Below are 13,953 nucleotides of genomic sequence, written 5' to 3' on the forward strand. Positions count from 1 at the left end.
CATGATCCCAGGTGAAATTCAGGTCGCCGCTGGCGACATCGAACTCAACGTCGGCCGTGACACGGTCAGCGTCAGCGTGGCCAACCATGGTGACCGGCCGGTGCAGGTCGGTTCGCACTACCACTTCTACGAGGTCAACGATGCGCTGGTGTTCGAGCGTGAACCGACCCGTGGTTTTCGCCTCGATATACCGGCTGGCACCGCCGTGCGCTTCGAGCCGGGCCAGGCGCGCACCGTGCAACTGGTGGCCTACGGCGGCAAGCGTGAAGTGTACGGCTTCCAGGGCAAGGTCAATGGCGCACTGGAGGGTAGGGCATGAGCCGTATTTCCCGTCGGGCCTATGCCGACATGTTCGGCCCCACCGTCGGCGACCGCGTTCGCCTGGCCGATACCGCGTTGTGGGTTGAGGTCGAAAAGGACTTTACGGTCTATGGCGAAGAGGTCAAGTTCGGTGGCGGCAAGGTCATCCGCGACGGCATGGGCCAGGGCCAGATGCTCGCGGCCGAGGCCATGGACCTGGTGCTGACCAATGCGCTGATCATTGATCACTGGGGCATCGTCAAGGCCGATATCGGCGTCAAGCGCGGGCGCATCGCTGCCATCGGCAAGGCCGGCAATCCCGACGTGCAGCCGGGCGTGACCGTGCCGGTCGGCCCAGGTACCGAGGTGATCGCCGCCGAGGGCAAGATCGTCACCGCCGGCGGCATCGATTCGCACATTCACTTCATCTGCCCGCAGCAGGTCGAAGAGGCGCTGACCAGTGGCGTCACCACCTTCATTGGCGGCGGCACCGGCCCGGCCACCGGCACCAATGCCACCACCTGCACGCCCGGGCCGTGGTACCTGGCGCGGATGGTCCAGGCCGCCGATTGCCTGCCGATCAACATCGGCCTGCTGGGCAAGGGCAACGCCTCGCGCCCCGAAGCGCTGCGCGAGCAGATCGCCGCCGGTGCCGTGGGCCTCAAGCTTCACGAGGACTGGGGCTCGACCCCGGCCGCCATCGACTGCTGCCTGGGCGTGGCTGAAGAAATGGACATCCAGGTGGCGATCCATACCGACACCTTGAACGAGTCGGGCTGCATCGAAGACACCCTGGCGGCCATCGGCGACCGCACCATCCATACCTTCCATACCGAAGGTGCCGGCGGCGGCCACGCGCCAGACATCATCCGTGCGGCGGGGCAGGCCAACGTGCTGCCGTCCTCGACCAACCCGACCCTGCCGTACACGGTCAACACCGTCGACGAGCACCTCGACATGCTCATGGTCTGCCACCACCTGGACCCGAGCATTGCCGAAGACGTGGCCTTCGCCGAGTCGCGCATCCGCCGCGAGACCATTGCCGCCGAGGACATCCTCCACGACATGGGCGCCTTCGCCATGACCTCGTCCGACTCCCAGGCCATGGGCCGGGTCGGCGAAGTGGTGCTGCGCACCTGGCAAGTGGCGCACCAGATGAAGCTGCGTCGCGGCCCGCTGGCACCAGACACCGGCTACAGCGACAACTTCCGGGTCAAGCGCTACATCGCCAAGTACACCCTCAACCCGGCATTGACCCACGGCATCGCCCATGAAGTCGGTTCGGTGGAAGTGGGCAAGCTGGCCGACCTGGTGCTCTGGTCACCGGCGTTCTTCGCGGTCAAACCGGCCTTGGTGATCAAGGGCGGGATGATCGCCACCGCGCCAATGGGCGACATCAACGGTTCGATTCCAACCCCGCAGCCAGTGCACTACCGGCCGATGTTCGGTGGCCTGGGTGCGGCCCGTCACGCCACGCGCATGACCTTCCTGCCCCAGGCCGCCATGGACCGTGGCCTGCACCAGGAGTTGGGGCTGCAGAGCCTGATCGGCGTGGCCCACGGCTGCCGGCGGGTGCGCAAGGCCGACATGGTCCACAACACCTTGCAGCCAGTGATCGAAGTCGACTCGCAGACCTACCAGGTACGCGCCGACGGCGAGTTGCTGGTGTGCGAGCCGGCCAGCGAACTGCCGCTGGCCCAGCGTTATTTCCTGTTCTGAAGGAGTGAAGATGATTGTCCTGACCCGTCGGATCGAGGCATCCGAGAGCGTCACCGGTACTGTGACCCTGGACGTCGACAGCCGCATCAAGAGCCGCCTGCGCGTGGTCCTCGATGACGGCCGCGAAGCCGGCCTGATGCTCGAACGTGGCCACCTGCTGCGCGGTGGCGAGCTGCTTGCCGATGCCGCAGGCACCCAGGTGATCCGCATCCTCGCTGCACCTGAAGCGGTTTCGACGGTGCGCTGCGACGACCCGCATCTGCTGGCCCGTGCCGCCTATCACCTGGGTAACCGCCATGTGCCCTTGCAGATCGAGCCAGGCCTGCTGCGTTACCAGCACGATCATGTGCTCGACGAGATGCTGCGTGGCCTGGGCCTGACGGTGCTGGCCGAGCAGGCACCGTTCGAGCCTGAAGCCGGCGCCTACCAGAGCGCACCGCATAGCCACAGTCACAGCCATGGCAACGACCATCCGTTCGTGCGCCTGCCAGCCCATCCCTGAATCCCTCATCCAAGGAGCCCACCATGAAAAAGACTTTCGCCCTTGCACTGCTAATGGTCGCATTGCCAGCTTTCGCCCACCCTGGTCACGACGGCAACCCGCTGCAGGATGGCTTGCTGCACCCGCTGACCGGTCTTGACCACCTGCTGATGCTGCTGGGCACCGGAGTGCTGGCTGCGCTGACCCGGCGCAACCTTGCCCTGCCACTGGCCACCCTGGCGTCGATGTTCGCTGGCGCCGTGTGCGGCCACCTGTTCGGCGATGTGCTGGGCATGGAAAGCATGATTGCCGTGTCGGTGCTGGTGGCTGCCGTTGCCGTGCTGCTGCCGCGCCGTCAGTTGCTGCTGGCCCTGGTCATGCCGGTGTTTGCCTTGTTCCACGGCTGGGCACACGGCGTGGAAGCCACGCCAAGCGCTTTCTGGATGTTCAGCGCAGGCTTCGTCACGGTCAGCGGCCTGCTGCTGGCCGTCGGCTTCGGCGTCGGATGCCTGCTGCGTCGTCATAGCGGCCTGCAGAAGGCCTTCGGTGGCGGCATGCTGGCTGGCGCCGCGCTGGTGCTGGCCGGTTGATGAACAGCGACCTGGCACTGCTGCGTCTGCTGCAGCTGGCCAGCCCTGGCCTGCCGGTGGGTGGCTTCACCTACTCGCAAGGGTTGGAGTGGGCCGTGGAGGCTGGCTGGGTGCGTGATACTGCCAGCTTCAGCGCCTGGCAACGGGAGCAGCTGCACGACACCCTGGCTTGTCTGGATTGGCCGGTGCTGGCGCGCCTGTATCGCGCCTGCGAGGCAGGCGATGCAGAGGCCTTTGCGCACTGGAGCAGGTTCCTGCTGGCCAACCGCGAAACTGCCGAGCTGCGCCTGGAAGAACAGCAGCGTGGCTCGGCCCTGGCGCGCCTGCTCGACGGCTGGCAGCTGGGCCAGGACCCGGCCTGGCGCGCCAGCCTTGAACTCAGCCAGCTTGGCGGCATGGCCTGGCTCGCCGCGCACTGGCAGATCCCGTTGCGTCAACTCGCCCTCGGCCATGCCTTCGCCTGGCTCGAAGGCGCGGTGATGGCCGGGGTCAAGCTGGTGCCGTTCGGCCAGCAGGCGGCGCAGACCCTGCTGCGCGACCTGGGTGCTGAACTGCCCGGCGTGCTGGACCAGGCCCTGGCCTTGGCCGATGACCAGCTCGGCGGCGGCCTGCCGCTGCTGGCAATCGCATCTTCGCGTCACGAAACCCAATACACCCGTTTGTTCCGTTCTTGAGGACTGCCTACATGCAAAGCTATCAGCAACCCCTGCGCGTCGGTGTCGGCGGCCCGGTCGGCTCTGGCAAGACCGCGCTGCTCGAATGCCTGTGCAAGGCCATGCGCGATCACTACCAGATCGCCGTGGTCACCAATGACATCTACACCAAGGAAGACCAGCGCATCCTCACCGAAGCCGGCGCCCTGGAGCCTGATCGGATCGTCGGCGTCGAGACCGGCGGCTGCCCGCACACCGCCATCCGCGAAGATGCCTCGATGAACCTGGCTGCCGTTGAAGCGTTGGCGCGCAAGTTCGGCAACCTTGAAGTCATCTTCGTCGAGAGCGGTGGCGACAACCTCAGTGCCACCTTCAGCCCGGAGCTGGCCGACCTGACCATTTATGTCATCGACGTGGCCGAGGGCGAGAAGATCCCGCGCAAGGGTGGGCCCGGCATCACCAAGTCGGATTTCCTGGTGATCAACAAGACCGACCTGGCGCCTTACGTCGGCGCCTCGCTGGAGGTCATGGAGCGTGATACCCAGCGCATGCGCCCGCAGCGGCCCTGGACCTTCAGCAACCTGAAGAAGGGCGAAGGCTTGCAGGCGGTGATCGACTTCATCGTGGAGCGGGGCATGCTGGGTGTGAGGGGCTGACCGCTCACTCATGGCAGCAATGGGGTTTGCCGTGCTGGCCTTCGTAGCGATCATGATGCCGCACCCAGTCCATGGTCCCGGCTTCGTTGCGCCCCAGTGGGGCGATGTCGAGGAAGTTGTAGGTGTTGACCAGGATGTCCAGGCCGCGAGCGTAGGTGGAGTAGGTATGGTAGAGCGCGCCGTCCGGGTCTTTGTAGAAGGCACTCAGGCCCGGTAGTTCGGCCTCGTTGCCGGTGTACGGCTCATAGTTGTACTGGCGTTGGCCCTCGGTGCCGACGCTGACGCCGAAGTCCTCGTTGAAACCGCTGCCGTTCGACGAATACCAGGGGAATCGCCAGCCCATGCGCTGGCGGAAAGCCTGGAATTCGGCGTAGGGCGCGCGCGACACGGCGACCAGCGAGACGTCGTGATGGGCCAGGTGCAGGTTGGCACCGTCGAAATGATCGGCGAGGAACGAGCAGCCTGGGCAGCCTTCGTTCCAGCCCTCGGCAAACATGAAGTGATAGACCAGCAACTGGCTGCGCCCGGCAAACAGGTCGGCCAGGCTCAGTTCGCCGTCCGGGCCTTGGAAACGGTAGGGCTGCCCGACCTTGACCCAGGGCAGGGCACGACGGGCAGCAGCCAGTTCATCGCGCTGGTGGGTGAAGGCCTTTTCGTGCAGCCACAGCTGGCGGCGGGCGGCCAGCCATTGCTCGCGCGAGGCGATTGGGTGTTTGGGATCGGGGGTGCTCATGGGGCTGACTCCGTGAAGGGATTCAGTGAGTGATCGATCCGAAGGGGAGGTGGATCGACAGGCCTGGAGCAGGGCCGAAGAGTGGTTTGCGGGTGTAGGGCGGTAGGGTTGCGGCGCCTGTGAGATCGAGCGCCGCCCGCGCGGCGCATCGCGGGCAAGCCCGCTCCCACATCTGTTTCGGGCCAGTCATTCCTGTGCCGCCAACAGGGACCGCCTTGGTGCATGACTGGAGACAGGTTGTGTCGCATCAGCGCCCACCGAGATGCATCGCCATACCCTGTCAGCTTCCACCGAGATGCATCGCCATGCCCTGTCAGCTTCCACCGAGATGCATCGCCATGCCAACAAGGCGGTCCCTGTTGGCGGCACAGGAGTAACTGGCCCGAAACAGATGTGGGAGCGGGCTTGCCCGCGATGCGCCGCGCGGGCGGCGCTCGATCTCACAGGCGCTGAATGCCTCCCGGCGGGCACCTAGAGGCCCTCACCCGTGCATGGTCTCGATCAATTCCCACAGCTGTGGGTCATTGAAATCCTGCACCACCAGTTTCGCCCCCGCAGCCAGCAGCCGCTCCGGCGTCTGGGTAGTGGCAACGCCCACGGTAAAGATCCCGGCCCCGCTCGCAGCCGTAACCCCCGGCAACGAGTCCTCGAACGCCAGCGCCTCGCCCGCCACCGCTTCCAGACGCTGCAGCCCGGCCAGATAAGGCAGCGGGTCAGGCTTCGCCCGCTCCAGCTCCTCGGCCACCAGCACATGCTCGAAGCGATCGCCAAGCCCCATGGCCTTGAGCATGTGCTCGGCATTCAGCCGCGGCGCATTGGTCACCACGCACATGCCGATGTTGCAGGTCCGCGCATGGTCCATCAGCCGCAGCAGGCCGGGCATGGGTTGCAGCGCGGGGGACAGGTCGCGAAAAAGCGCTTCCTTGCGGTCGGCCAGCGCCTTGCGCTCGGACGCACCAGCAAGTGGAAACAGTTCGGCGAACAGTTCGCCATTGGCTCGGCCGCTGACCTGGGCATCGAATTGTTCCTGGGTCAGCTCGCGGCCGTCATGGTCGTGCAGCAGTTGACGGAAGGCTTGCAAGTGCAGGGTATCGGTGTCGGTCAAGGTGCCATCGAGATCGAACAGCAGGGCAGTCAGCATCAGGTATCCAGGGATTCAAGAACAAACGCCAGGGGATGATAACCAAACCTGACGACAAAGGGGGCTGTTCAGCGCACACTGAAAAGAGTACAAATGTACTCCATGGACAATCTCACCCCAAAACGCCGTGCAATCCTCGATTTCATTCGCGAGCGCATTGCCGACCATGGCCAGCCACCGAGCCTGGCCGATATCGCCAGCCGCTTCGGCTTCGCCTCGCGTAGCGTCGCGCGCAAGCACATCACTGCGTTGTGCCAGGCCGGCTTCATTGATGTCACCCCCAACCAGGCGCGGGGCATTCGCCTGGCCGAGCCCTTGCGGCGGCCGGAAATCCTCGAAATTCCCGTGCTCGGGCAAGTGGCTGCCGGCGCGCCGATCGGCCCGGACCTGGGCATTCACGAACAATTGCTGCTCGACCCCAGCCTGTTTCGCCGCACCCCGGATTACCTGCTCAAGGTGCGCGGCGATTCGATGATCGAAGATGGCATCTTCGACGGTGACCTGGTCGGCATCCTCCAGCAGGGCGAGGCACGTGATGGCCAGATCGTGGTTGCGCGACTGGACGGCGAGGTGACCATCAAGCGCCTGCAACGCCAGCCCGGCGGTTACCGGTTGTTGCCACGCAACCCAGCCTATGCACCAATCGATGTGGGGCCTGAGCGCGAATTCTTCATCGAAGGCGTGTTCTGTGGCCTGCTGAGGCGCGACTGATGGGCGCGGTGGTCGATCTCGATCGGCTGCTCGACCAGCGCCAGGTCTGGCGTGGGCGGCAGGGCCAGGTGCGCCCGGCCGGTTTGCAGCCCACCGGCCATGCGCTGCTCGACCAGTGCCTGCCGGACGGCGGCTGGCCAGCCGCAGCCCTCAGCGAGCTGCTCCTGGCCAGCCCGGGCTGTGGTGAATTGCAGCTGCTCTGGCCCTCCCTGTCACGCCTGACGGCTGAGGGCGGGCGGGTGGTGTTGGTGGCGCCGCCGTTCATTCCCTATGCACCGGCCTGGCAGGCAGCAGGTGTGGACCTGCGCTGGCTGGTGCAGGTCGATGCCGGGCCGGCCGATGCCCTGTGGGCGGCCGAACAGTGCTTGCGCTCCGGCAGCTGCGCGGCGGTGCTGTGCTGGCCGGAGCGTGCCGATGACCGCGCCTTGCGCCGCTTGCAGGTGGCCGCCGAGACAGGGCAGGCATTGGCCTTTGCCTGTCGCCCGCAACAGGCGGCGCACAATCCGTCGCCCGCTGCGCTGCGTATTGCCGTGGATACGCGCCCGGCACAATGGCGTGTACTCAAGTGCCGTGGCGGCATGCCCCCGGCCCTGCCCATCGCCTGCCCAGGGCGGGGCTGATGCACCATGCTCTGGGCCTGCATCCTCCTGCCCCAGTTGGCGCTGGACTCGATCCTGCGTGAACGGGACGACGCCGATACGCCACTGGTGCTGATCGGCGGCCCTGTGCAGCGTCGCCTGCTGCAAGCCGTCAACCCGGCGGCGGCGGCGCTTGGCCTGCGGGCGGGGCAGGCGCTGACGGCAGCGCGGGCCCTGGCCGATGGCTTCCATTGTGTCGAGGCCGACCCGGCCCGGATCGAGCGGTTGCAGCAATTGCTCGCGGCCTGGGCCTACCGGTTCAGTGCCCAGGTCAGTCTGCATTACCCACGCGCCTTGCTGCTTGAAGTCGGCTCCAGCTTGCAGTTGTTCGGCCCATGGCCACTGTTCGAAGCCCGCTTGCGCGAAGAGCTGACTGCCCTGGGCTTGCGCCAGCGCATCGTGCTCGCGACCAACCCGGTCGCGGCTCGGATGCTTGCCAACGGCCATGATGGCTTGGCTTTGACCTGCGCCGAGCAAACCCGGTCGGCACTGGCGCGCATGCCTGTCGACCGGGTGGGGTTGCCAGCGGACGCTGCCCAGGCCTTTGCGCGTATGGGCCTGCGCCAGTTGGGCCAAGTGCTGGCCTTGCCGCGCGAGGCGCTGGCCAGGCGGTTTTGCGCCGATGTGCAGTTGCACCTGGACCGATTGCTTGGGCTGCGTTCCATGGGGCTGGACTTCTATCAGCCGCCAGACCGCTTCGAATCGCGCCTGGAACTCAACTTCGACGTTGAATCACATCAGGCCTTGCTGTTCCCGTTGCGGCGCATGCTCAATGACCTGGCGGCCTTCCTCGCCGGGCGCGACTGCGGTGTGCAGCGCTTCAGCCTGCACCTGGAGCACGTCGAAGGGCCGGACACCCTGCTGCACGTTGGGCTGCTGTCTGCTGAGCGGGATGCCGCCCTGCTGTTCGAACTGGCCCGCGGGCGCCTTGAGCCGCTGCGCATTCCGGCACCGGTGCGCAACCTGCGGCTGGTCGCCGATGACCTGCCTGCCTTCGTGCCCCAGCATCAGGCACTGTTCGACCCCCGCGCCAAGCAGGCCCAGCCCTGGGAGCAACTGCGCGAACGCCTGCGCGCTCGCCTCGGTGATGAGGCCGTCAACGGGTTGCGTGCCGAGGCTGACCACCGCCCCGAGTGCGCCTGGCAGCAGGCGGAGCAGGGCGCCCAAGGTCACCTGCCGGTGATGCCGGGTAGCCGCCCAGGCTGGTTGCTGCCCACGCCGCAGGCCTTGGATACGGCTGACCACAAGCTGCTGGGCCAGGCCGAACGGATCGAGTCAGGTTGGTGGGACGGTGGCGACGTGCGCCGTGACTACTACCGCATCGAAACCCGTGATGGCCTGCGTGGCTGGGCCTATCGCGACCTGGCTCAACCCGGCCCGCTGTGGCTGCAGGGCTGGTTCGCATGAGTGCTCCGGGCTACGCCGAGTTGCATTGCCTGTCCAACTTCAGTTTTCAGCGCGGTGCATCCAGCGCCGAAGAGCTGTTCCGCCGCGCCCGCGAGCAGGGTTACCAGGCGCTGGCGATCACCGACGAGTGCACCCTGGCCGGTATCGTACGCGCCTGGCAAGCAGCCAAAGACCAGCAGATGCGCCTGATCGTCGGCAGCGAAGTGCGCCTGCAGGATGGCCCCAAACTGGTGTTGCTGGCGCAGAACCTCACGGGTTACCAGAACCTCTGTGCCTTGATCACCCGTGCCCGACGGCGGGCCGAAAAGGGTGACTACCAATTGCTCGCTGACGATCTTGAGCCTCATCACGAAGGGTTGCTGGCGCTGTGGATCGCCGATGATGCCGACGATCAGGCGACGGGCATATGGCTGTGCGAGATGTTCGCCGAGCGCCTGTGGCTGGGCGTGCACCTGCACCGGGGCAGCGATGATGCCCGGCGCCTGGCCCGCTTGCGCGAACGGGCGGCGCAGCTGGGTGTCCGCGCTGTGGCCTGTGGTGACGTGCATATGCACGTGCGGGGCCGGCGCGCCCTGCAGGACTGCATGACCGCGATTCGCCATCACTGCAACGTGGCCGAGGCCGGGCGCCACCTGTTCGCCAATGGCGAGCGTCACCTGCGTTCGCTGGAGCAACTGGGTGAGCTGTACCCGGCAGATCTGCTGGCCGAGAGCCTGACCATCGCCGAACGTTGCCAGTTCGACCTGGCCGAACTGCGCTACCAGTACCCACGCGAACTGGTGCCCGAGGGCCAGACACCCGCCAGCTGGCTGCGCGCATTGTGCGAGCGGGGCTTGCCGCAGCGCTGGCCGTCAGGGCCGAGCAGCAAGGTCCGTGCGGTGCTGGACAAGGAACTGACGCTGATCGAGGAACTGGGCTACGAAAGCTATTTCCTGACCGTGCACGACATCGTCGCCTTCGCCCGCAGCCAGCATATTCTCTGCCAGGGCCGTGGCTCGGCAGCCAACTCGGTGGTGTGCTTCGTATTGGGCATCACCGAGCTTGACCCAATGGAGCATCGGCTGTTGTTCGAACGCTTCTTGTCGCGCGAGCGCAACGAGCCACCCGATATCGACGTGGACTTCGAACATGACCGGCGCGAAGAGGTGATCCAGTACGTATTCCGCCGTTACGGCCGGCATCGCGCTGCGCTGACCGCGGTGGTCAATACCTACCATGCTGCCGGTGCTGTTCGCGATGTGGCCAGGGTGCTGGGCCTGCCGGCCGACCAGGTGGATGCCCTGGCCAAATGCTGCGGCCGCTGGAGCGACCGTATCCCGGACGAGCAACGGCTGGCCGAGGCCGGTTTCGAGCCCGGCAGCCCTTCGCTGCGGCGCATTCTGGTGCTGGCCGGTGAACTGATCGGCTTTCCACGCCACCTGTCCCAGCACCCCGGTGGCTTCGTCATTTCCGAACAGCCGCTGGCCCACCTGGTGCCGGTGGAGAACGCCGCAATGGCCGAGCGCACGGTGATCCAGTGGGACAAGGACGACCTGGACATGGTCGGTCTGCTCAAGGTCGATGTCCTGGCGTTGGGCATGCTCAGCGCCTTGCGCCGCTGTTTCGACCTGCTGCAGCGGCATCGGAGTCTGCAGCTGACCCTGGCGACCATCCCCGGCGAAGACCCGGCGACCTATGCGATGATCAGCCGCGCCGAAACCATGGGCGTGTTCCAGATCGAGTCACGGGCACAGATGGCCATGCTGCCGCGGCTCAAGCCCGAGACCTTCTATGACCTGGTGATCGAGGTCGCCATCGTGCGCCCCGGCCCAATCCAGGGTGACATGGTTCACCCTTACCTGCGTCGGCGCCTCAAGCAGGAGCCGGTGACCTACCCCTCGGCAAAGCTCAAGGAAGTCTTCGAGCGCACCCTGGGCGTGCCGTTGTTTCAGGAGCAGGTGATGGAGCTGGCCATGGTCGCTGCCGACTACAGCCCCGGCGAGGCCGACCAGCTGCGCCGCAGCATGGCGGCCTGGAAGCGCCATGGCGGGCTCGAGCCCCATCGCCAGCGGCTGGTGGAGGGCATGCTGCGCAACGGCTACGACCTGGCGTTCGCCGAGCGCATCTTCGAACAGATCAAAGGCTTTGGCAGTTACGGCTTCCCTGAATCGCACGCGGCCAGCTTCGCCTTGCTGTGCTATGCCAGCAGCTGGCTCAAGTGCCATGAACCGGCGATCTTCACCTGTGCCCTGGTCAACAGTTGGCCGATGGGCTTCTACAGCCCGGATCAGCTGCTGCAGGAGGCGCGGCGACAAGGCATCGAAGTACGTCCGGTGGATGTGTTCCATAGCGAATGGGACTGCACGCTGGAGCCCGATCAGCACGGGGTCCTGGCCATTCGCCTTGGGCTGCGACAGATCCGTGGTTTCAGCGAGGCGGATGCTCGCCGGCTGGAGCAGGCGAGGGCGCAACGCCCCTGGCGGGATGTCGAGGACGTGTGCCTGCGCGCAGGTCTCGACAGCCGTGCCCGCGCCCGGCTGGCCGATGCGGGGGCACTGCGAGCCCTGGCCTGCGACCGTCACCAGGCGCGCTGGCAGGTGGCGGCGGTGCAGGCGCAGTTGCCGCTGTTCGCCGAGGTGCAGGCAGTGCCGGAAGCACAGGTAGCATTGCCCGCACCCACGGTCGGCGAAGACCTGGTTGCTGACTACACCACCTTGGGCACCACCTTGGGCCCGCACCCGCTCAGGCTGTTGCGCTCACGGCTGCGGGCGTTGGGCTGTCGCAGTTGCGGCGAGCTGGCGGGGCTTGAGCATGGCGATGCGATTGCCGTGGCCGGGCTGGTGGTGGGGCGGCAGCGGCCGCAGACCGCCAGCGGGGTGACATTCGTTACGCTGGAGGATGAGTTCGGCATGGTCAACGTGGTGGTCTGGCGTGACCTGGCCGAGCGGCAGCGGCGGGCGCTGGTGGGGTCGCAGCTGCTCAAGGTGAGCGGGCGGCTGGAGCAGGACAACGGGGTGCGGCATCTGATCGCCCGGCGGCTGGAGGACATCAGCCCCTTGTTGCAGGGGCTGGATGTAAAGAGCCGAGATTTTCACTGACTTCACTGGCCTCTTCGCGGGTGAACCCGCTCCCACGGGGTCAGCACAGTTTTCGAAGCCGGCGCCGTACCTGTGGGAGCGGTTTTACCCGCGAAGAAACCAACCCGGTCTGTCAGACCATCGCCAGATGATGCTTGCGCGTCGGTGCCGGAAACGCCCGGTCCATCGCCCGCAGGTCTTCAAGGGTCAGGGTCAACGCCCCGGCAGCCGCATTCAACCGCACATGCTCGGCAGATACAGCCTTGGGAATGGCAATCACGTCATTCTCCCGCGTCACCCAGGCCAGGCTGACCTGCGCCGGCGTTGCGCCATGGCGCTCGGCGATTTCGCTCAGCACCGGGTGCTGCAACAGCCGCCCGGCCTGGGCCAGCGGGCAATAGGCCATGGTCGGCAAGCCGCGCTGGCGGCTCCAGGGCAACAGGTCGAACTCGATGCCCCGCTGCGCCGGGTTGTACAACACCTGATTGGTGGCGCAATCCGGGTTGTGCAGTTCGCGCAGGTCGTCGACATCGAAGTTGGACACCCCCCAGCGGCCGATCTTGCCTTGCTCGCGCAAGCGCTCGAAGGCCTCGACCGTTTCCTCCAGCGGATACTGGCCGCGCCAGTGCAGTAGATAAAGGTCGATCATTTCGCTGCCCAGGCGCTTCAGGCTGCGCTCGCAGGCTTCAGCCACACCGCGGCGGCTGGCGTTGTGCGGATAGACCTTGCTGACCAGAAACACCTGGTCACGGCGCCCGGCGATGGCTTGGCCGACCACGGCTTCGGCGCCGCCCTCGGCATACATCTCGGCGGTGTCGATCAGAGTCAGGCCCTGTTCGATGCCTTGTTGCAAGGCCGCCACTTCGGCGGCCCTGTGCGACGGGTCTTCGCCCATGTACCAGGTGCCCTGGCCAATGGCCGGCACGCTGCAACCTGCCAGTTTCACGTAACGCATGTCACCTCCGGAGTCTGGGTATGGGAAAGCAATACGTCGAGCAGCGCCTGGGCTGCAGTGGAAAGCTTGTGGTCGGCCAGGGCGATCACGCTGATGCGCCGTTCCACCGTGGGTTCTACCAGCGTCACGCAACGTGCGCCGAGTTCCTGCATCTGGTTGATGCACAGCGCAGGCACAGCGCTCACGCCAAGGCCACTGGCAACCATGCGGCCGATGGTCGAAAGCTGATGGCTTTCAAAGGCCACCGCCAGCTTGCCGTGGCGCGCCGCGACATTCTGCTCCAGCAGCAGACGCACTGCCGACGGGCGTTGCAAGGCAATGAAGTCTTCGGCCAGCAACTGCGCCCAGGTGACCTCGGACTGCAAAGCCAGTGGCGAGTCTGCCGGCACCACGGCGACGAAGCGGTCCATGTATAGCGGGTGGAAATTCAGGCCTTCGCTGTTATCCGGCTCGAAACCGATGCCCAGTTCGACGCGGCGATGGCGCACCAGTTCCAGCACTTGTTCGTTGATCACGTCGTGCACCGTGACGTTGACCTTGGGATAACGCTGGCGGAACACCTTGAGCGATTGCGGCAGCAGGTTGCCGGCAAAGGCTGGCATCGCCGCCACCGAGACGCGGCCAAGCTGCAGGGTGAAGCGCTGGCGCAGCATCTCTTCGGTGTCGTCCCAGTCGGCCAGCAGGCGCCGGGCCAGCGGCAGCAGCACCTCGCCCTCGGCAGTCAGGCTGACGCTGCGGGTGGTGCGGGTGAGCAGGGCGCCGCCGAGGTTGTCTTCCAGCGCCTTGATGGTCAGGCTCAGGGCCGGTTGCGACACATGCAAGTGTTCACCGGCCTGGGCGAAGCTCTGGTACTTGGCTACGGTGACGAAGGCACGCAGTTGCTTGACGTTCATGACAGTCTCGAGCGCTGTTT

Annotated in this window: 14 protein-coding genes; 10 read left to right on the top strand and 4 right to left on the bottom strand. The window is 66.1% G+C overall.

Annotation, left to right across the window (positions count from 1 at the left end):
* Position 1 precedes the first annotated feature (1 nt).
* Genes ACTORR_RS27120 through ureG form a run of 6 tightly spaced genes read left to right on the top strand, consistent with a single transcriptional unit; the run spans position 2 to position 4,399 of the window.
* Positions 2–319 (top strand): urease subunit beta, encoded by a 318-nt coding sequence (locus tag ACTORR_RS27120; protein ID WP_054887306.1) that lies wholly within the window; start codon positions 2–4, stop codon positions 317–319.
* Positions 316–2,019, top strand: a complete 1,704-nt coding sequence (gene ureC, locus ACTORR_RS27125; RefSeq protein ID WP_313365687.1) for an urease subunit alpha — start codon at positions 316–318, stop codon at positions 2,017–2,019. The genes ACTORR_RS27120 and ureC overlap by 4 nt, the downstream gene beginning before the upstream one ends.
* Positions 2,020–2,029: 10 nt before the next feature.
* The gene (gene ureE / locus ACTORR_RS27130; protein WP_099813960.1) at positions 2,030–2,521 is read left to right on the top strand and encodes an urease accessory protein UreE; all 492 of its coding nucleotides are present in this window, start codon (positions 2,030–2,032) and stop codon (positions 2,519–2,521) included.
* A 23-nt stretch (positions 2,522–2,544) separates the two neighbouring features.
* Positions 2,545–3,090 carry a HupE/UreJ family protein gene (locus tag ACTORR_RS27135; protein ID WP_313431637.1) on the top strand — a complete coding sequence of 182 codons (546 nt, stop codon included), beginning with the start codon at positions 2,545–2,547 and terminating at the stop codon, positions 3,088–3,090.
* Positions 3,090–3,764 carry an urease accessory protein UreF gene (locus tag ACTORR_RS27140; RefSeq protein WP_054887302.1) on the top strand — a complete coding sequence of 225 codons (675 nt, stop codon included), beginning with the start codon at positions 3,090–3,092 and terminating at the stop codon, positions 3,762–3,764. The genes ACTORR_RS27135 and ACTORR_RS27140 overlap by 1 nt, the downstream gene beginning before the upstream one ends.
* Positions 3,765–3,775: 11 nt before the next feature.
* Positions 3,776–4,399 (top strand): urease accessory protein UreG, encoded by a 624-nt coding sequence (gene ureG / locus ACTORR_RS27145; protein WP_099813962.1) that lies wholly within the window; start codon positions 3,776–3,778, stop codon positions 4,397–4,399.
* Between the two features lie 4 nt (positions 4,400–4,403).
* Here the strand turns inward: ureG and ACTORR_RS27150 are convergent, their stop codons facing one another.
* Positions 4,404–5,132, bottom strand: coding sequence for a DUF899 domain-containing protein (locus tag ACTORR_RS27150; RefSeq protein ID WP_262110062.1), 729 nt, complete (start codon positions 5,130–5,132; stop codon positions 4,404–4,406).
* A 481-nt stretch (positions 5,133–5,613) separates the two neighbouring features.
* Positions 5,614–6,273: an HAD family hydrolase gene (locus tag ACTORR_RS27155; RefSeq protein ID WP_313364239.1), complete on the bottom strand. Its 660-nt coding sequence runs from the start codon at positions 6,271–6,273 to the stop codon at positions 5,614–5,616.
* 93 nt (positions 6,274–6,366) lie between these two features.
* On the opposite strand from ACTORR_RS27155, the gene lexA reads away from it, so the two are divergent.
* From lexA to ACTORR_RS27175, 4 genes are read left to right on the top strand one after another with little or no spacing between them, the layout of a single operon-like run.
* Positions 6,367–6,984, top strand: a complete 618-nt coding sequence (gene lexA / locus ACTORR_RS27160; protein WP_054885326.1) for a transcriptional repressor LexA — start codon at positions 6,367–6,369, stop codon at positions 6,982–6,984.
* Positions 6,984–7,604 carry a translesion DNA synthesis-associated protein ImuA gene (imuA, locus tag ACTORR_RS27165; RefSeq protein WP_054885325.1) on the top strand — a complete coding sequence of 207 codons (621 nt, stop codon included), beginning with the start codon at positions 6,984–6,986 and terminating at the stop codon, positions 7,602–7,604. Before lexA ends, imuA begins: the two co-directional genes overlap by 1 nt.
* 6 nt (positions 7,605–7,610) lie before the next feature.
* Positions 7,611–9,029 carry a Y-family DNA polymerase gene (locus ACTORR_RS27170; RefSeq protein ID WP_313364238.1) on the top strand — a complete coding sequence of 473 codons (1,419 nt, stop codon included), beginning with the start codon at positions 7,611–7,613 and terminating at the stop codon, positions 9,027–9,029.
* A complete protein-coding gene (locus tag ACTORR_RS27175) occupies positions 9,026–12,106 on the top strand; it encodes an error-prone DNA polymerase (RefSeq protein ID WP_313364237.1) in 3,081 nt (1,026 codons plus the stop codon). Before ACTORR_RS27170 ends, ACTORR_RS27175 begins: the two co-directional genes overlap by 4 nt.
* Positions 12,107–12,218: 112 nt before the next feature.
* Here the strand turns inward: ACTORR_RS27175 and ACTORR_RS27180 are convergent, their stop codons facing one another.
* Positions 12,219–13,040, bottom strand: coding sequence for an aldo/keto reductase (locus ACTORR_RS27180; protein WP_441344085.1), 822 nt, complete (start codon positions 13,038–13,040; stop codon positions 12,219–12,221).
* The gene (locus ACTORR_RS27185) at positions 13,028–13,933 is read right to left on the bottom strand and encodes a LysR family transcriptional regulator (RefSeq protein ID WP_054885321.1); all 906 of its coding nucleotides are present in this window, start codon (positions 13,931–13,933) and stop codon (positions 13,028–13,030) included. The genes ACTORR_RS27180 and ACTORR_RS27185 overlap by 13 nt, the downstream gene beginning before the upstream one ends.
* Positions 13,934–13,953: the final 20 nt, after the last annotated feature.

This window comes from Pseudomonas sp. SAR267, from assembly GCF_052077595.1.
In the GTDB taxonomy this organism is placed as follows: Bacteria; Pseudomonadota; Gammaproteobacteria; order Pseudomonadales; family Pseudomonadaceae; genus Aquipseudomonas; species Aquipseudomonas vlassakiae.